The sequence below is a fragment of the Pyxidicoccus sp. MSG2 genome, from assembly GCF_026626705.1.
In the GTDB taxonomy this organism is placed as follows: Bacteria; Myxococcota; Myxococcia; order Myxococcales; family Myxococcaceae; genus Myxococcus.
This window is the reverse complement of record NZ_JAPNKC010000001.1, coordinates 3,558,186-3,576,061: the sequence shown is the minus strand read 5'-3', so window position 1 is coordinate 3,576,061 and position 17,876 is coordinate 3,558,186. Positions and strand designations below refer to the sequence as shown.

Here is a 17,876-nt window from a genome sequence, read left to right as displayed (position 1 = left end):
CAATGCGGGCTCGGGCACGCTAGTCGCTTGCCTATGTCCGATGAGCTCGTCAGTGGATTGCTGAAGAATACGGACCTGCGCGTGGTGCTGGCCACCACCCCGGAGCTGTCCCGCCAGGCGCGCGCCACCCATGGCACCGCGCCCGCCGCCGCGGCCCTCCTGTCGCAGGCCCTCACCGCCGCCGCCCTCCTGGGCGCCCTCCAGAAACACGACTCGCGCATCAACCTCCAGGTGGAGTGTGACGGCCCCCTGCGCGGCCTCTTCGTGGATGGCGACGCCTCCGGGCTCGTGCGCGGCTACGTGAAGAACCCGCAGGTGGAGTACGTGGGCGGCGAGGGCCAGTACCACTGGCGTCCCGTGTTCGGAAACAAGGGCTTCTTGTCCGTGCTGCGCGATCAGGGTGGCGGCGAGTTCTACCGCTCCTCGGTGGACCTGGTGCACTTCGACCTGGCGGCCGACCTGGAGCGCTACCTCCACCAGTCCGACCAGCTCCCCTCGCACCTGCTGCTCGCCCAACTGCCCTCCGGTGGCGACGGCGCGGCGGAGTCGCTGGGCATCGTCGCGGGCCTGCTCGTCCAGCCGCTCCCCAGCGGGGACATGGACGCCTTCAAGGCGCTGGGCCTGCGCCTGCGCCGCGACTTCGTGCCCGTGCTCCAGGCGCATGCGGCGTCCGGCGCGTCGGCGGTGCTGCGCGCGCTGCTGCCCGAGTCGGACTTCGAGGTGATGTCGCGTTATCCACTGCGCTTTGGCTGTTCGTGCAGCAAGGACCGCGTGAAGCGCGCGCTCCTGGCCATGGGGCGCGAGGAGCTGACGGACCTGCTGGAGAAGGAAGGGCAGGCGGAGGCCACGTGCCAGTTCTGCACGACGCGCTATGTCATTCCAGGAGAGGAAATTCGGGCCATGTTGGAGGCCGGTGGGATTTGACTTGAGGGGGCCTCAACGGTACTTGCCGCCGCGCCATGAGCTACTTCACGCAACTGCTCGAGGGCGGCTACGAGGCCGTCCACCTTCTCAGTGATTCGCGGACGGGCCTGCGCGCCATCGTCGGCATGCACAACACGCGGCTGGGGCCGGGCCTGGGCGGCACGCGCGCGCTGTCGACCTACACGAGCGAGGAGGAAGCCGTCGCCGACGCGCTCCGGCTCGCGCGGGGCATGACGTACAAGGCGGCGCTGGCCGGGCTGCCGCACGGCGGTGGCAAGGCCGTCATCATGCTGCCCCGAGGCAACTTCGACCGGGCGAAGCTCTTCGAGTCCTTCGGCCGCGCGGTGGAGTCGCTCGGCGGCCGGTACATCACCACCGAGGACAGCGGCACCAGCACGGACGACATGGAGCACGTGCGCAAGCACACGAAGTACGTCGTGGGCCTGAAGGAGCGCAGCGGGGACCCGTCGCCGGTGACGGCGTACGGCGTGGCGCGCGCCATGGAGGCCACGGCGAAGCACCTCTTCGGCCGGCCGAGCCTCAAGGGGCTGCGCGTCACGGTGCTGGGCGTGGGCCACGTGGGCATGTACCTCGTGAAGGAGCTGCACGAGCGTGGCGCGAAGGTGTGGGTGAGCGACATCAACTCCGCGAGCGTGGAGCATGCCGTGAAGCAGTACGGGGCCACCTCGGTGAGCGCCGACGAGCTGCACCGCATGGAGGCGGACATCTACGCCCCCTGCGCGCTGGGCGGCGCCATCAACGACACCACCCTGCCGATGCTGCGTGTGAAGGCGGTGTGTGGCGCGGCCAACAATCAGCTCCTCACCACGCGCCACGGCGAGCAGCTGGCGAAGCGCGGCATCCTGTACGTGCCGGACTACGCGGCCAACGCGGGCGGCCTCATCAACGTGGCCCAGGAGTGGGCGGGGTATGACCGGGAGAAGGCCTACGCCCGCGCCGCGCTCATCTTCGAGACCATCGACACGGTGCTGGCCCGCGCGAAGGACTCCGGCCTTCGCCCCGAGCAGGTGGCCGACCGCATGGTGGAAGAGAAGCTGAGCGCCTGAAGGCGGGCCGCGAGTCGCCTCTTCGGCTTCTGACGCCGAAGAGGCGGCCGGATGTGGCCAGGGCGTGTGGCTCGGGGTATGACGGGGCCCGCACGCACCCCAGCCGGAGTCAACGCCGTGGCCACCAAGCGGGCAGCGCCCGGGCCCAGGGCCCAGGGCAAGCGCAAGCCCACCGCGAAGTCCTCTCCGAAGAAGTCCTCCACCCAGCCCACCCCCGCGTCGAAGGCGGACCGGAGGCAGGCGGAGAAGCTCGTCTCCATTCCCGCGGACATGGTGTTGGCGCCGCAGGTGGAGGCCCCCCGCCAGCCCACGGGCAAGGACCAGTCGCGCAAGAAGTCCAAGGGCGTGCGCGAGCTGACCTGGGCGGAGTTCGACCGTGCCGTGCAGGGACTGGCCGGCGCCATCCGCGAGTCCTTCGCACCGCAGGCGGTGGTGGGCGTGGCCCACGGCGGCGTCTTCGTGGGCGGGGCGCTGTCGTCGGCGCTCGGCTGCGAGTTCTTCCCGGTGCGCATCAGCCGCCGCAGCCGCGACAGGGGCGAGGGTGCCCGGGCCCGGGGCAAGCCGAAGGTCGCCGGGGAGATGCCGCGCGAGCTGAAGGGGCGCCGCGTGCTGATTGTGGACGACGTGGCCTCCAGTGGCGACACGCTGGAGCTGGCGTCGCAACTGGCGCGCGAGGTGGGCGCGAAGCAGGTGGAGACGGCGTGCCTGGTGGCGCGGCCTGAGGGCTTCGCGCCGGACTACTGCGCGCTGGCCACCGCCTCGCTGGTGGTCTTCCCGTGGGACTACGAGCCGGCCACCGGCGACGCGCGCTTCGACGAGGACCCGGACAAGGCGGGGGCGTGAACCCCGGCGCGGTGGGGCGATGATTGTCGGGACGGCGGGGCACATCGACCACGGCAAGACGTCCCTGGTGAAGGCGCTCACCGGCATCGACACCGACCGGCTCAAGGAAGAGAAGCGGCGTGGAATCACGCTGGAGCTGGGCTTCGCGCACCTGACGCTGGACGACGGCACGGTGGCCGGCGTGGTGGACGTGCCCGGCCACGAGCGCTTCGTGAAGGCCATGGCCGCGGGCGCTGGCGGCGTGGACCTGGCGGTGCTGGTGGTGGCCGCGGACGAGGGCGTCATGCCCCAGACGCGCGAGCACCTGGACATCTGCCGGCTGCTGGGCGTGAGGGCCGGCGTCATCGCCCTCACCAAGTCGGACTTGCTGGCGGAGCTGGGCCCGGAGTGGCGCGCGCTGGTGGAGGCGGACCTGGTCGCGCTCACCGCCGGCACCTTCCTGGAGGGCGCGCCCGTGGTGCCCTGCTCGTCGAAGACGGGCGAGGGGTTGGATGCGCTGAAGGCCGCGCTCACCCGCGCCGCCCGCGCGCTGCCGAAGCGCCCGTCGGAGGGGCCCGCCTTCCTGCCGGTGGACCGGGTCTTCACCATCAAGGGCTTCGGCACGGTGGTGACGGGCACGCTGCTGTCGGGCGCGGTGGCGGTGGAGGACGCGGTGGCGCTGCTGCCCGGGCTGCCCGGCCCCTTCCGCGTGCGCGGCGTGCAGGTGCACGGGCAGGCGGTGCCCAGGGTGGAGGCGGGCCAGCGCGCGGCGGTGAATGTCACCGGCGTGGAGCCGGAGGCGCTGCACCGGGGCATGGTGCTGGTGCGCTCGGGGGAGCTGCCGGAGACGCGGATGCTGGACGTGGAGCTGGCGCTGCTGCCCGCGGCGGAAGCGGCGCTGCCACGCCGCCGGAAGCTGCTGCTGCACCTGGGCACCGCGCAGGTGGAGGCCACGGTGGCGCTGCTGGACGTGGAGCGGCTGGAGCCCGGCGAGACGGCGCTCGCGCAGCTGCGCCTGGACGGGCCCGTAGGCGCGCTGGTGGGACAGCGCTTCATCCTGCGCGGCTCGCGCGCGCTGCCCGGCCGCGGGGCCACGGTGGCGGGCGGCCGCATCCTGTCGATTACGCCGCCCCGGCGCCGCAAGGGGGGCTCGGCAGTGGTGGCGCCGCTCTTGGAGGCGGACCCGTCGGAGCAGGTGGCGTGGCTCTTGCGCCAGGCCGGCTACCGGGGGCTGACGCAGCCGGAGCTGTTCGGCCGCTCCGGGCTGGGGCCGAAGGCGCTGACGCGCGCGCTGGAGCTGCTGGGCGCGCGGGGCGGGGCGCTGCTGGTGGACCGCGAGCGGCGGCTGTACCTCTCCGGCGAGGTGTTCGAGGGACTGCAGGGGCGGGCGCTGGCCCTGCTGGCTGCCTTCCATGAGCGCGAGCCCCTGCGTGAAGGCCTGCCGCGCGAGGAGCTGCGCCAGCGCCTGTCCGCCGAGCTGGACTCGCGCACCTTCCAGCGGGTGACGCAGGCGCTGGTGGACGCGGGGAAGGTGGAGCTGGACAAGGAGGTGGTGCGCCTCAAGGGGCGGGGTCGCACGCTGTCGCTGGGGGACGAGGCGGCCCGGACGAAGCTGGCCGCGGAGCTGTCCGCGGCGGGGCTGGCGCCTCCCACGCTCAATGAGCTGGCGCAGAAGCTCCAGCTGCCAATGCCCCGGCTCCAGGAGTTGTTGAAGGTGATGGTGGCGGGGGGCATGGCGGTGCGCGTCAGCGACGAGCTGTGCTTCGACGCGGGGGCGCTCGCGGGCCTGCGGGAGCGCCTGGTTGCCCACCTTCGCGAGAAGAAGGACATTACCACCCAGGCCTTCAAGGAAATGGTCGGCCAGAGCCGCAAGTTCGTCATCCCGCTGTCGGAGTACTTCGACCGGGAGAAGGTGACACTCAGGGTGGGCGAGAAGCGGGTGCTGCGTCGCGGATGAGCACGAAGCGTTACAGCGAGGCCGACCTGCGCGCCCTCATCGAGCCCTTCGGCAACCCCATGGTGGCGGTCGTCGACGGGCGCGTGTCCGCCGTCAATGCGGCCTACCTGGCGATGTTGGGGCTTCCTCGCGAGCAGGTGGAGGGCCGCTCCGTCATGGACTTCGTCCAGCCGGAGGAGCGCAGCCGCCTGTCCGAGCGCTACCGCCTGCTGGAGTCCGGCGACGCGCCGATGGTCCCGCAGACGCAGGTCTACCAGGTGCCCTGCGCGGGCGGCATCACCCGCGAGGTGGCCCTCTTCTCGACGCGCGTGCAGCTGGAGGGCGGCGGCAGCGCGCTGCTGCTCAACTGCCTGCTCATGCAGGACCGGCAGCCGGAGATGACCGTCGCCGAGTGCCTGGTGGACACGTCCGCGAGCCTGGTGTCCGCGCACTCCGAGGACGCGGTGCGCCGCGTGGCGCTGAAGGGACTCCAGGACGCGGGCTTCCGCGTCCGCCTGCTGCGCTGGGACGGTGAGCGGCTGCTGGCGCGCGACGGCGAGCCCCTGCCGGAGGACGTGCGCCTGGGCCTGGAGTCGCTGTCCGACGGGCGCCCCGTGTTCGGCGGCGCGGACCGCGCCTCGCCCACGCACGTCTACATTCCGGTGGGCGGCCCGCAGGACGAGGTGCTGTGGGTGCAGGGGTCGTGGGTGGCACCCCGCCATGGCTCGGTGCTGACGCTCTTCGCGAAGGTGGTGGGCGCCGCGCTGACGGACGCGCGCGTGCAGGCGGACGGCGCGCGCAGCCGCTGGGAGATGGAGGCCGTGGCCCAGGTGGCGCGCTTCGTCGCGCAGCCCGTCCCGCCCTCGCTGGAGGACTTCCTGGCGCGCGTCGCGGACCTGCTGCAGGGGAGCGCCGCGGCACTGCACCTGACGCCCCCGCAGGGCGGCGCGCTGGCGCTGGCCACCCACGTGGGGCTGGCGGACCTGGTGCGCGACGGCGAGCACGCGGCGCGGCTCACCGGCCTGCTGGCGGTAGCGGCGGCGGGGGAGGGTGGCCTGTCCACGCAGGCCCAGGGCGCGGCGCTGGGCGATTTGTCCGGCGGGCGGCTGGGGTGTGGCGCGGTGGCACGCCTCACCCGGGGCGGCGAGGTGTGCGGCACCCTCCAGGTGCTGCGTGCGGCCGGCCACGCCTTCGACACGCGGGACGTGCGGCTCCTGGGGACGCTGGCGGAGCTGCTGGTGACGCTGCTGGAGCAGCGGCGGCTGCGCGCGGAGTCCTCGCGCCAGCTCGCGGAGACGCGCCTGCTCCTGGACCTGGCACGCACCACGTCGGGCGTGCTGGAGACCTCCAGCATCCTCGACGTGGCGTCCGACTTCCTCGTCCACCTGCTGGACGTGTCCAACTGCTACATCATGCTCTACGACGAGGGGGCGAAGCTGCTGCGCGGCGCCGCCGCCTCCACGGCCCACCGCGACTTCTTCCGCACGGTGGTGCTGCCGCTGCACGGGGACAGTCTGGCCACGCGGGTGGCCCGTGAGCGCCGGCCCATCGCCGTCGAGGACGTGGCCGCCTCGGGCAGCGGCTTCGACTCGCACCTGGCCCAGCGCTTCGGGGAGAAGGCGCTGCTCGCCCTGCCGCTCACCTCGCGCGAGGAGCTCATCGGCGTGGTGGTGGTGGACGACACGCGCCGGCCGCGCGCCTTCGGGCCGGAGTTGATCGAGCTGGCCGAGGCCACCTGCGGCCAATTGGCGCTCTCCATCGCCAACGCGCGCCTGTACGAGTCCCTGTGGGCCAGCTACGCGGAGCTGGCCGCCACCCGCGCGGAGATGGTGAAGCGCGAGCGGCTGGCCGCGCTGGGCGAGCTGTCCGCGATTGTCGCCCACGAGGTGCGCAATCCCCTGGGGGTCATCTTCAACGCGGTGGCCTCGCTGCGCCGCTTGCTGGACCCGGGCGGCGACGCGGCCATGCTGCTGGACATCCTGGGCGAGGAGAGTGACCGGCTCAACCGCATCGTCGGTGACTTGCTGGACTACACGCGCCCGAGAGACCCGGTGCTCCAGCACGAGGATCTGGGCCGCGTGCTACAGGACTCGCTGGAGGCCGCGCGGGTGCAGGGTGGGGGCGCGGACCGGCCCGTCCACATCCAATCGGACGTGGAGCCGGGGCTGCCGCCGGTGCCCATGGACCGGCGGCTCATCCGCCAGGCGCTCGTCAACGTGGCCGTCAACGCGATTCAGTCCATGCCGCAGGGAGGTATGGTGCAGGTGCGCGCCCGCCGCGAGGCCTACGCGGGCAAGGACCAGTTGCGCATCGACGTGGCGGACCAGGGGCCGGGCATTCCCGCGGAGCTGCTCCACCGCGTCTTCGAGCCCTTCTTCACCACCAAGGCCCAGGGCACCGGACTGGGGCTGGCCGTCGTCAAGCGCATCCTCGAGGAGCATCGGGGAGAAATCGCCGTGGAGAGCACGCCCGGCCGCGGTACCACCTTCACCTTCCGGCTGCCCCTGTCGCAGCCCCCGTCCTTCCCATGACCGACGCGAACACCCCGCCCTCTCGTGGACGCATCCTCGTCGTGGATGACCAGCGCAACCTGCGCGCCACCACTGCAATGCTGCTGCGGGCGGAGCACTACATCGCCTTCGAGGCCGCCACCGGCGAGGAGGCCCTGGCCCAGCTGGCCGGCGGCAGCATCGACCTGCTGCTGACGGACTTGAAGATGGAGCCCATGGATGGGCTCACGCTGCTCCGGCGCGCGCTGGAGGTGGCCCCTCGCCTCCAGGTCATCATGATGACGGCCTTCGGCTCCATCGAGAGCGCGGTGGAGGCCATGCGCCTGGGCGCCTACGACTACGTCACCAAGCCCTTCAAGGAGAGCGAGCTGCGCTACCGCGTGGAGCGCGCCCTGGAGCGTGCCCGCCTGCTGCGCGACGTGGACAACCTCGCCACCGACTTCAACCAGCGCCACGGCCTGTCCGCGCTGGTGGGCCGCAGCCCCGCCATGAGGGACCTCACCTCGCGGCTGATGCGCGTGGCCCAGAGCGACGCCACCGTCCTCATCCAGGGCGAGAGTGGCACCGGCAAGGAGCTGGTGGCCCGCGCGCTCCACGCGCACAGCCGCCGCAAGGTGCGCTCGTTCGTCCCCGTCAACTGCGCCGCCATCAGCGAGTCCCTGCTGGAGAGCGAGCTGTTCGGCCACGCCAAGGGCGCCTTCACCGGCGCGGTGAAGGCCCGCCGCGGCCTCTTCGAGGAGGCGGACGGCGGCACGCTCTTCATCGACGAGGTGACGGAGACCAGCCCCACCTTCCAGTCCAAGCTGTTGCGCGCCCTGCAGGAGGGCGAGGTGCGCCGGGTGGGCGAGTCCACCGCGCTGCGCGTGGACGTGCGCACCGTGGCCGCCACCAACCGCGATATTGAACTGGAGGTGCGCGAGAAGCGCTTCCGTCAGGACCTCTACTACCGCCTCAACGTGGTGGCCCTGCGCGTGCCGCCCCTGCGCGAGCGCCTGGAGGACGTGCCCGCCCTGGCCGAACACTTCCTGGAGCGCGCCAACGCCCGCAGCCCCAAGCCCAAGCGCCTGTCCGCCTCCGCGGTGTCGCACCTGATGGGCTACAACTTCCCCGGCAACGTGCGCGAGCTGGAGAACCTGGTGGAGCAGGCCGCCGCCCTCTCGGAGGGTGACGAGCTGCTGCCCGAGGACTTCCCCCTGCGCCAGGGCCGCCTCACGCCGTCCCATGGCACCCCCAGCGTGGCCTTCCTGGACGGGCAGGGCAGCCGCCCCGCTGGCACCGGGCCCACCCTGGCCCAGGTCGTCGAGGAGGCCGAGCGCCACGCGATTACCCAGGCCCTGGAGCGGCACGGCGTGGACCTCGCCCGCGTCGCGGATGAGCTGGGCGTCTCTTCCACCACCCTCTGGAGGAAGATGAAGCGCCTCAACCTCCGCCCGCCCACAGATCTGGCCCGCGAATAGCGACGGGGTGGGGCCTGGGCATACCGGTGTAACTTTTCCGCACTCATGGATTCAGATCCGAAATGGGCGGGGTTCATCGGTGAAAAGGCCAAAGGGTTGAATTTGCTTGGTATTTTCACATCTGCAACTCCATTTCAGGGCTGAAATGCAAAGGGCCGGTGCCAGCAACGTCAGGTGATGGGCTAAGCCCTTGAGAAAATTGGACTTTGCTCCCAAAAGGGCGCTGGCACGAGGGCTGCTAAAGGAATGCGCGGGACACATCGAAGCGAGGCTGAAGGCGGTTCCCCCCCACCCCTTCAGCACTTCCGGTGAGTCACCTTGAGAAGACCCGCGGCCTGGTACCCTTCTGGGGTGCCGGGCCGCCTTCTTTTCTACGTCCAAAAAGTTTTCGGGTTTCCGTCGTTGCCCTTCCAATGCGCTTGGAGAGGTGACTGATGGCAGTGCAAGTGGGACAAGAGGCGCCACCGTGGGTGCTGAGGCCCGCGCGGCCCGAGGACCATGCGCTCTTCACCCGGCTGTTCCGGGAGCTGGGGGTGGATGACCCGCCACCTCCACCGCCGCTGTGGGCGGCCGAGTTCGCGCCGCTCACCGTCTTCGCGGAAGGCCCGGGTGGGGTGGTGGCCTACGGGGTGACGGAGGCGCTGGGCGAGGTGGGCTACGTGGGGCAGTTGGTGGTGGACGCGTCCGCCCGCGGACAGGGGCTGGGACGGTGGATGATGGCGCGGCTGGCGGAGCGCCTCCGGGCGCAGGGCTGTCAGCGGTGGGCGCTGTACGTGAAGCGGGACAACACGCCCGCGCTGCGCCTCTACGCCTCGGTGGGACTGCTGCCCGCGCGCCAGGCGGCCAACCTCAAGCTGACGCGGGCCCACGTGGCGGGGCTGCCCGCCGCGCCGCCGGGCCTGCGGGTGGTGCCGGTGGCGCCGGCGGAGCAGGACGCGCTGACGGCCGCCTTCGGGCTGATGCCGGGCAAGCTGGCGCGCTTCGCCACGAAGGCGTCGCACCGGTTGCTGCGGCTGGAGGAACCGGGCCGGGGCGCGGAAGGCCCGCCGGGGCTGATGGACGTGCGCGCCTCGTCGCAGCTCCTTTTCCCCTTCTTCGCGGCATCGCCCGGCCATGCGCGGGCGCTGCTGGAGGACGCCTTCGCCCGGTGCGGGGACGCGGTGGAGTCGCTCAACGTGGTGGTGACGGACGACGCGCCGCTGGACGCGCTCCTGCGCGCGGCGGGCGCGGAGGTGCGCAACGAGACGCTGGAGCTGCGCGGCCCGCTGCCCTGAAACGACGACGCCCGCCCGGGCACGAGGCCGGGGCGGGCGTTGGACGGGCAGGGCACAGGCCCTGCGCGAGGCTACTGGCCGAAGATGGTGCTGGCCTGCACGAGCCAGCCCATGACGGGGCCGGGGATGATGCCCAGCACCACCACCGCCGCGGTGGACAGCACCAGCGCCAGCTCGGTGGACCAGCTGCGCTCGAGGGTCTGCGCGCCCTCGGGCACCGGCCGCATGAACATGTAGACCACCACGCGCAGGTAGTAATAGACGCCCGCGGCGCTGGAGAGCACGCCGACGATGGTGAGGCCGATGAGGCCCGCGTCCACCGCCGCCTGGAAGATGAGCAGCTTGCTCATGAAGCCGATGGTGGGGGGAATGCCGCCCAGCGACAGCATGAAGGCCGCCATGGCGAAGGCCCAGCCCGGCCGGCGCTGCGCCAGCCCGCTGAAGCGCTCCAAATCCCACGCGGTGCCCTTCTCCTCGTCCTCGCGGCGCTCCAGCGCGGACACCATGGCGAAGGCGCCCACCGCGCTGAAGGTGTAGGCCAGCAGGTAGTAGAGGATGCCGCGCAGCGCCTCGGAGCGGGCCACGTCCAGCGCGGTGCCGCCCGTCAGCGCGGAGGCGCCCAGCAGGCGGAAGCTCTCACCCGGCGCGGTGACGAAGAGGGCCGCCACGCCCACCAGGAGGTAGCCGGCGTGGGCGATGGACGAGTACGCCAGCATGCGCTTCACGTTGCGCTGCGGAATGGCCAGCAGGTTGCCCGCCACCATGGTGAGGAAGGCCAGGGTGGAGAACATGGCCAGCAGCATCTGCGGGTCGATGCCCTTGCCCACGGTGATGAACACGCGAACCATGGAGGCGAAGGCCGCCGCCTTCACGCCCGCGCTCATCAGCGCGGTGACGGGAGTGGGGGCGCCCTCGTAGACGTCCGGCGTCCACATGTGGAAGGGCACCGCGGCCACCTTGAAGGCGAAGCCCGCGCCCACCAGCACCACACCCGTGTACACCAGTGCCGGCTGGCTCCGCAGCGCCGCGCCCAGCGGGCCCACCATGGCCGTCAATTGCGTGGTGCCGGTGGCGCCGTACAGGAGCGCCGCGCCGTACAGCAGCACCGCGGAGGAGAAGGCGCCGAGGATGAAGTACTTGAAGCCCGCCTCGCTCGGCCGCGTGCCGCGGCGCAGGTACGCCGCCAGCGCGTAGGTGGCGATGGAGAGCACCTCCACGTTGACGAAGACGGTGATGAGCTCGTTGGACATGGCCAGCAGGCTCATGCCCGCGGACGCGAAGAGCATCAGCGCGTAGAACTCACCGCGCTCCGCGCCGCGCTTGCGCAGGAAGCTCACCGCGCTGAGCGCCGCCAGCGCCAGGCCCACGCACACCACGAGGGTGAGGAAGCTGGAGAACGGGTCCAGCACGCCGAAGCCGAGCATCACCTCGCGCGGCGGCTCGAACATCACCGCCACCGCCACCGCGCCGGCCGCCACCGCCGTCGCCACCGTCAGCACGGCCTGGTAGGCGCGCGACGAGGTCGCGGAGAGGAAGACCTCGGACAACAGCAGGATGGACGCGCCCACCACCATGATGATGGCGGGCAGCAGCGGGAGGAAGTCTGCCAGGACGAGATTGGGCAGGTTCATGGTGGAAGCTCTTTCGGCCTACTGCCGCTGCGAGGGGACGGCGGCCAGCGGAACGGGCGCGGACGGCGCGGCGGCGGTGACGCTCGAAGGCAGCGACATCACCTCCACGCGCACCTGGTCGTCCTGCACCGGGGCCCCGGGAGTGCCCACGCGGGCGCGGGCGAGGAAGCGGTCCGTGGACGGGGCGAGCCGGTCCAGGAAGGGCTGCGGCATCAGGCCCATCACCCCGACGAGGATGATGAAGGGCAGCACGGTGAGTCCCTCGCGCAGGTTCATGTCGCGCAGGTGCTGGTTCTCCCGGTGGGTGAGCCCGCCGAAGAACACCTTCTGCACCATCCACAGCATGTACGCCGCGCCCAGGATGACGCCCAGCGTGGCGAAGGCGCCGAACACCAACGTCAGGTGCGGGTTGCCGGCGGCCACGCCCAAATCACTCTTGAAGGTGCCCAGCAGCACCAGGAACTCGCCGATGAAGCCGTTGGTGCCCGGCACCGCCACCGACGAGAAGGTGATGATGAGGAAGGACGCGGTGAACACCGGCATCACCTTCGCGATGCCGCCGAAGTCCGCCATGAGCCGCGAGTGGCGACGCTCGTAGAGGAAGCCGAAGAGGAGGAACAGCGCGCCCGTGGACACGCCGTGGTTGAGCATCTGGTACGCGCTGCCGGTGGCGCCCTCGGCCGTCACGGCGAGGATGCCCAGCATGCAGTAGCCCAGGTGGCTCACGGACGAGTACGCAATCAGCTTCTTGATGTCCCGCTGCGCCAGGCACATCAGCGCGCCGTAGACGATGCCGATGACGGACAGCACCGCCAGGAACGGCCGGGCGTTCTGCGCGGCCGCGGGGAAGAAGGGAATCGCGAAGCGCCAGAAGCCGAAGGTGCCCATCTTCAGCATGACGCCGGCCAGAATCATGGAGCCGGCCACCGGCGCCTGCACGTGCGCGTCCGGCAACCACGTGTGCACCGGCCACATCGGCACCTTGATGGCGAACGCCAGCGCGAAGGCGGCGAACAGCCACGGGCCCCAGGTGTGCAGCGTCCTGGCAAGGCCACTCAGCGAGTCACACGCGCCCGCCGGCCCACCCATGCACGCCGTCACCTGTCGGTTGGCGTCCAGCAGGCCGTTGTAGATGGCGGCGTAGTCGAACGAGCGGCCGCCCACGGGAGTGCTGATGAAGTACACGGCGATGATGGCCACCAGCATCAGCAGCGAGCCGGCCAGCGTGTAGAGGAAGAACTTCACCGCCGCCATCTGCCGGTCCTCGGCGCCCCACACACCCACCATCAGGTACATGGGGATGAGCATGGCCTCGAAGAAGACGTAGAAGAGCAGCACGTCCAGCGACACCAGCGCGCCCAGCATCGTCGTCTGGAGCACCAGCAGCGCCAGGTGGAACTCCTTGATGCGGTGGCTGATGTACGTGGTGGAGGCCAGCACCACCAGGGGGCCCAGGAACACGGTGAGCAGCAGCAGGCTCACCGCCAGGCCGTCCACGCCGATGTGGTAGCTGGTGCCGAACATCTCGAACCAGGGCACCCGGTACTCGAGCTGGAACTCCGGCCCGCCCGGCACGTAGCGCAGGTAGGCCCAGACCCCGAAGACGGCGTCCACCAACATGGCGATGAAGGTGACGGTGCGAATCTGCCCGGGCTCGCTGCCGGGCAGCACCAGCACCAGCGCCGCGAAGAGGAGCGGCAGGAAGACGACGAGGTTGAGCAGGTGGGTGTCGAAGAAGCTCATTGCATCACCTGGATGAGGGCGTAGGCCACGCCGCCCAGCAGGGCGATGGCCATCACTGCGGCGTAGGCCTGGGCGTCGCCCGTCTGCACGTAGCGCAGCGCGCTGCCCACGCGGGCCGTCACCCACGCCGTGCCGCGCACCGCGACGGTGTCGATGAGGAGCGCGTCCACCACGCGGAAGAGGATGAAGCTCATGAACTTCACGGGCCGGATGACGATGAGCTCGTACAGCTCATCCACGTAGAACTTGTTCTGCGCCGTGCGGCGCACCGCCCGGGCGAAGGCCGGGGCCGGCTGGCCCGCCCGCGCCGGGAAGAAGCGCAGGTACAGGAAGGCCGCCGCCCCGCCGCCCGACAGCGCCACGAGCCAGGCGAAGACGTAGTCGGCCAGGTGCGGGACGCTGGTGTCCAGCTCCACCGTCTTCGCCCCGTTGACGATGCGGTTCATGCCGCCGAACACCGGGCTGAGGAAGTTCTCGAACACCGCCTGCGGCTGGCCGGAGGACGAGCGCATCAGCGGGAAGGCGTACACCGCGGCCACCACGCTGAGCACCGCCAGCACCACCAGCGGCAGCGTCATCTGCCAGGCGCTCTCGTGCGCGTGCGCCACCCGGGCCTCCTTCGAGCGGGGACCCTCGAAGGTGAGCAGGTACAGGCGCGTCATGTAGAAGGCCGTGCTCGCGGCGATGACCAGGCCCAGGTAGTAGACGGCGCTGGAGACCCAGTGCAGGCCCTCCAGATGGTTGTGGTGCACGCCGTGGAGGATGGCGTCCTTCGAGAAGAAGCCGGACAGCGGGAAGATGCCCGTAATCGCCAGCGTGGCCACCAGGAAGGTGCCCCACGTCCACTTCATCTCGTGGCGCAGGCCGCCCAGCTTCTTGATGTCCGTCTCGTCGCCGTTGCCGTGCATCACGCTGCCGGCACCGAGGAAGAGGCAGGCCTTGAAGAACGCGTGCGTCACCAGGTGCAGCACCGCCGCCCAGAAGATGCCCATGCCCACGCCCATGAACATGATGCCCAGCTGGGACACGGTGGAGTAGGCGAGCACCTTCTTGATGTCGTCCTGCGCGAAGGCGATGAGCGCCGCCAGCAGCGAGGTGAGCGCGCCGATGATGGCCACCGTGGCCATCGCGGTGGGGCTCAGCACCAGCAGCGCGGACATGCGGCTGAAGAGGTAGACACCCGCGGTCACCATCGTCGCCGCGTGGATGAGGGCGGAGACCGGCGTCGGGCCGGCCATGGCGTCCGGCAGCCAGACGTAGAGCGGAAGCTGCGCGCTCTTGCCCGCCGCGCCCAGCAGGAACAGCAGCATCGCGGCCGTCATCACCCCGCCGAAGGTGTAGCCCTCCAGCGGGCCCGCCTCGATGGGGGTGGACAGGTCCACCGTGTCGCTGCTGGTGTCCACCAGGCCCTCGGCCATCTTCTCCAGGCCCTTGAAGGTGAGCGGACCCTTCTCCTGCAGCGCGGCCTGGTAGCGCTGGCTGTTGCTGCCGGCGTTGGCGTAGTCGCCGGCGTTCGCCTGGCGCGTGAAGGCGGAGACCAGCAGCACCATCAGGAACGTGGCGATGAGGAAGGCGAAGTCGCCGATGCGGTTGGTGACGAAGGCCTTGCGCCCCGCCCACGCCTTGGCCGGGTCCGTGTACCAGAAGCCGATGAGCAGGTAGCTGGCCATGCCCACGCCCTCCCAGCCCACGAAGAGCAGGACGAGGTTGTCGGCCAGCACCAGCGTCAGCATCGCCGCGACGAAGAGGTTGAGGTACGCGAAGTACCGCCAGTACCCGTCGTCGTGCTCCATGTAGCTGGTGGAGTACAGGTGGATGAGGAAGCCCACGCCGGTGATGACCAGCAGGAGGATTCCGGACAGGTGGTCCACCGCCAACCCGAAGTTCACCCGGAAGTCGCCCACGGCGAACCACGTGCCGTAGTCATACGTCAGCGCGTAGCGGACGAAGTCGGCCTCGATGCCGAACGGGTTCCGGTAGAAGGCGAGCAGTCGCCGCGCGCCGTCCCCCGTGCCGGGGGCGGTGTGGCTGGTGGCCCAGAAGGCCAGCACGCTCAGCACGAAGGCGCCGGCCACCGCCGAGCAGGCGATGAGGTGCACGTTGGCGCGGCCCAGCATCTTGCCGAACACGCCACAGATGAACGCGCCCAAGAGCGGCAGCGCGATGATGAGCCCCAGAGAGGGCGCCAGCAGTTCCGGAGCGACGGGCGCCACCTGGAAGAATTCGGCAAGGTTCATGGGAAGAAGGCTCCTGGCGGGGCGGGCGTCAGTGCTTCATCGTCCGGATGTCTTCCACCAGGACGCTGCCACGGCTGCGGAAGACGGCGATGACGATGGCCAGGCCGATGGCCGCCTCCGCCGCCGCGACGGCGATGACGAAGAAGGCGGACACGTGGCCGATGCTGTCACCGCGCATGCGCGCGAAGGCGAGGAACGTCAGGTTCGCCGCGTTGAGCATCAACTCCACGCACATGAAGACGACCAGTGCGTTGCGGCGCACCAGCACGCCGAACATGCCCATGCAGAACAGCGCGGCGGCAAGCAGGAGGTAGTAGGTGATGGGGACCATGGGCCGATTCGGGGCCTCGCGAGCGGCAACCGTGCGCCGCCATGTAGCACAGAAAGTTGTCCGGAAACGGCGATCAGATTCGCGACTTGGCCACGACCACCGCGCCCACCATGGCCACCAGCAAGAGCAGGCTCACTGCTTCGAAGGGGAACAGCCACTGGGTGAAGATGACCTCGCCCATCGTCGCCATGGTGCCGAAGGAGGCCTGCGCCTCCGGGCCCATGGCGCTGGAGCCCTCGGGCAGCTTGAGCAGGGTGATGGCCAGTACCGCCAGGAGGCCCACCGTCGCCGCGCCGCCCGCCAGGCGCGCCAGCGTGGGCCGGCCGCGCGTGGGCGACTCACCCAGGTTGAGCAGCATGATGACGAAGAGGAACAGCACCATGATGGCGCCCGCGTACACGAGCACCTGCATCACCGCCACGGTGTGCGCCCACAAGAGCACGTAGAGGCCGGCCAGGAAGAAGAACGTGGACACCAGCGCCATGGCGGAGTTGATGGGGCTCCGGGCGAAGATGACCATGCCGGCCGACAGCAGCGTCAGGAGCGCGAACGCCCCGAAGAGGATGAGCTCGATGTTCAAGACCAGTCTCCGAACGAACCCCAGGGCTTGTCGCCGAACGGGCAGCGGTGCTCACGGATGTGGGCCTCGAACTCGTCCCGGTACCGCATGAGGAACGAGTGCGTGGGCAGCGCGGCCGCGTCGCCGAGCGCGCAGATGGTGTTGCCCAGGCCGATGGGCGGGTAGGGGGCAATCGAGGACGCGACATTGGACAACATGTCGATGTCGCCCGGCTCGCCACGGCCCTCTTCAATCTTGCGCAACAGGCGCGTCTGCCAGGGCGTGCCCTCGCGGCACGGCGTGCACTGGCCGCAGGACTCTTCCGCGTAGAAGCGGGCCACGCGCCACAGGCTGCGCACCATGCAGGTGGCGTCGTCCATGACGATGACGCCGCCGGAGCCCGCCATGGTCTGCTTCACCTTGAGGGCCTCGAACTCCATGGCCACGTCCAGCTCGTCCGCGCCCAGCACCGGCGCCGAGGAGCCGCCCGGAATCACCGCCTTCACCTTGCGACCCGCCGGCATGCCCCGGCCGTACTTGTCGTCGTAGATGAGCTCGGAGAGCGTGGTGAACATGGACACCTCGTACACGCCCGGCCGGTTCACCGAACCGGAGAGGCAGACGAGGCGCGTGCCGCCGGACTTGTCGGTGCCCAGCTTCGCGTAGGCGTCCGCGCCCTTCTGGAACACGGCGGGCACGCTGGCGAGCGTCTCCACGTTGTTCACCACCGTGGGGCAGCCGAACAGGCCCACCACCGCGGGGAACGGAGGCTTCAGCCGGGGCCAGCCCTTCTTGCCCTCCAGGCTCTCCAGCAGCGCCGTCTCCTCGCCGCAGATGTACGCGCCCGCGCCGCGCACCAGGTAGCAGTTGAGCTCGAAGTCCTTGCCCAGGAGCGTCTTGCCGAAGATGCCCGCCTTGTAGGCCTCGTCGATGGCGGCCTGCGTGCGCTGCGCCTCGTGCTTGAACTCGCCGCGCAGGTACACGTAGCAGGTGTGCACGCCCAGCGCGTAGGACGCGATGGCGATGCCCTCCAGCATCATGTGCGGGTCGTCGCTGAGGATGTAGCGGTCCTTGAAGGTGCCCGGCTCGGACTCGTCGCCATTGACGGCGAGGTACTTGGGCTTGGGGCTGTCCTTGGGGACGAAGCTCCACTTGAGGCCGGTGGGGAAGCCGGCGCCGCCGCGCCCGCGGAGGTTGGACTTCTTCACCTCGTCGATGATGGCGGCCGGCTGCATCTCCAGCGCCTTCTTCAGCGCCTCGTAGCCGCCCCGCTTGCGGTAGCTGTCCAGGGTCCAGGACTGCGGCTTGCCCCAGGCCGCCGAGATGATCGGTTCAATCGCCTTTGCCGTAGAGGCCATGATGGATGACGTCCTGAAAGGGAAGGG

13 protein-coding genes are annotated in these 17,876 nt (G+C 70.5%); 7 read left to right on the top strand and 6 right to left on the bottom strand.

Annotation, left to right across the window (positions count from 1 at the left end):
• Positions 1–33: 33 nt before the first annotated feature.
• From OV427_RS13500 to OV427_RS13470, 7 genes are all read left to right on the top strand, one after another.
• On the top strand, positions 34–924 hold the full coding sequence (locus OV427_RS13500) for an Hsp33 family molecular chaperone HslO (protein WP_267856500.1): 891 nt from the start codon (positions 34–36) through the stop codon (positions 922–924).
• A 35-nt stretch (positions 925–959) separates the two neighbouring features.
• Positions 960–1,991: a Leu/Phe/Val dehydrogenase gene (locus OV427_RS13495; protein ID WP_267856499.1), complete on the top strand. Its 1,032-nt coding sequence runs from the start codon at positions 960–962 to the stop codon at positions 1,989–1,991.
• A gap of 117 nt (positions 1,992–2,108) precedes the next feature.
• A complete protein-coding gene (locus tag OV427_RS13490) occupies positions 2,109–2,834 on the top strand; it encodes a phosphoribosyltransferase (protein ID WP_420718265.1) in 726 nt (241 codons plus the stop codon).
• Between the two features lie 19 nt (positions 2,835–2,853).
• Positions 2,854–4,770, top strand: a complete 1,917-nt coding sequence (selB, locus tag OV427_RS13485; protein WP_267856497.1) for a selenocysteine-specific translation elongation factor — start codon at positions 2,854–2,856, stop codon at positions 4,768–4,770.
• Entirely contained in the window at positions 4,767–7,280 is a 2,514-nt protein-coding gene (locus tag OV427_RS13480) for an ATP-binding protein (RefSeq protein ID WP_267856496.1), read from the top strand. The genes selB and OV427_RS13480 overlap by 4 nt, the downstream gene beginning before the upstream one ends.
• A complete protein-coding gene (locus OV427_RS13475; RefSeq protein WP_267856495.1) occupies positions 7,277–8,716 on the top strand; it encodes a sigma-54-dependent transcriptional regulator in 1,440 nt (479 codons plus the stop codon). The genes OV427_RS13480 and OV427_RS13475 overlap by 4 nt, the downstream gene beginning before the upstream one ends.
• Positions 8,717–9,150: 434 nt before the next feature.
• Entirely contained in the window at positions 9,151–9,990 is an 840-nt protein-coding gene (locus OV427_RS13470) for a GNAT family N-acetyltransferase (RefSeq protein ID WP_267856494.1), read from the top strand.
• A 71-nt stretch (positions 9,991–10,061) separates the two neighbouring features.
• On the opposite strand, the gene OV427_RS13465 is transcribed toward OV427_RS13470, so the two are convergent.
• From OV427_RS13465 to nuoF, 6 genes are all read right to left on the bottom strand, one after another.
• Positions 10,062–11,621 (bottom strand): NADH-quinone oxidoreductase subunit N, encoded by a 1,560-nt coding sequence (locus OV427_RS13465; RefSeq protein WP_267856493.1) that lies wholly within the window; start codon positions 11,619–11,621, stop codon positions 10,062–10,064.
• A gap of 18 nt (positions 11,622–11,639) precedes the next feature.
• The gene (locus OV427_RS13460; RefSeq protein WP_267856492.1) at positions 11,640–13,364 is read right to left on the bottom strand and encodes a complex I subunit 4 family protein; all 1,725 of its coding nucleotides are present in this window, start codon (positions 13,362–13,364) and stop codon (positions 11,640–11,642) included.
• Positions 13,361–15,601: an NADH-quinone oxidoreductase subunit L gene (gene nuoL / locus OV427_RS13455; RefSeq protein WP_267856491.1), complete on the bottom strand. Its 2,241-nt coding sequence runs from the start codon at positions 15,599–15,601 to the stop codon at positions 13,361–13,363. The genes OV427_RS13460 and nuoL overlap by 4 nt, the downstream gene beginning before the upstream one ends.
• 28 nt (positions 15,602–15,629) lie before the next feature.
• Entirely contained in the window at positions 15,630–15,932 is a 303-nt protein-coding gene (gene nuoK, locus OV427_RS13450; protein ID WP_163990562.1) for an NADH-quinone oxidoreductase subunit NuoK, read from the bottom strand.
• Between the two features lie 73 nt (positions 15,933–16,005).
• On the bottom strand, positions 16,006–16,512 hold the full coding sequence (locus OV427_RS13445) for an NADH-quinone oxidoreductase subunit J (RefSeq protein WP_267856490.1): 507 nt from the start codon (positions 16,510–16,512) through the stop codon (positions 16,006–16,008).
• A complete protein-coding gene (gene nuoF / locus OV427_RS13440; RefSeq protein ID WP_267856489.1) occupies positions 16,509–17,849 on the bottom strand; it encodes an NADH-quinone oxidoreductase subunit NuoF in 1,341 nt (446 codons plus the stop codon). The genes OV427_RS13445 and nuoF overlap by 4 nt, the downstream gene beginning before the upstream one ends.
• Between the last annotated feature and the right edge of the window lie 27 nt (positions 17,850–17,876).

What these genes read in the sequence shown, in the direction of transcription:
- OV427_RS13470 (WP_267856494.1), top strand. Translation starts at nt 9,151, where the DNA reads ATGGCAGTGCAAGTGGGACAAGAGGCGCCACCGTGGGTGCTGAGGCCC.
- OV427_RS13480 (WP_267856496.1), top strand. Translation starts at nt 4,767, where the DNA reads ATGAGCACGAAGCGTTACAGCGAGGCCGACCTGCGCGCCCTCATCGAG.
- selB (WP_267856497.1), top strand. Translation starts at nt 2,854, where the DNA reads ATGATTGTCGGGACGGCGGGGCACATCGACCACGGCAAGACGTCCCTG.
- OV427_RS13465 (WP_267856493.1), bottom strand. Translation starts at nt 11,621, where the DNA reads ATGAACCTGCCCAATCTCGTCCTGGCAGACTTCCTCCCGCTGCTGCCC.
- nuoL (WP_267856491.1), bottom strand. Translation starts at nt 15,601, where the DNA reads ATGAACCTTGCCGAATTCTTCCAGGTGGCGCCCGTCGCTCCGGAACTG.
- nuoK (WP_163990562.1), bottom strand. Translation starts at nt 15,932, where the DNA reads ATGGTCCCCATCACCTACTACCTCCTGCTTGCCGCCGCGCTGTTCTGC.
- nuoF (WP_267856489.1), bottom strand. Translation starts at nt 17,849, where the DNA reads ATGGCCTCTACGGCAAAGGCGATTGAACCGATCATCTCGGCGGCCTGG.
- OV427_RS13475 (WP_267856495.1), top strand. Translation starts at nt 7,277, where the DNA reads ATGACCGACGCGAACACCCCGCCCTCTCGTGGACGCATCCTCGTCGTG.
- OV427_RS13500 (WP_267856500.1), top strand. Translation starts at nt 34, where the DNA reads ATGTCCGATGAGCTCGTCAGTGGATTGCTGAAGAATACGGACCTGCGC.
- OV427_RS13495 (WP_267856499.1), top strand. Translation starts at nt 960, where the DNA reads ATGAGCTACTTCACGCAACTGCTCGAGGGCGGCTACGAGGCCGTCCAC.
- OV427_RS13460 (WP_267856492.1), bottom strand. Translation starts at nt 13,364, where the DNA reads ATGAGCTTCTTCGACACCCACCTGCTCAACCTCGTCGTCTTCCTGCCG.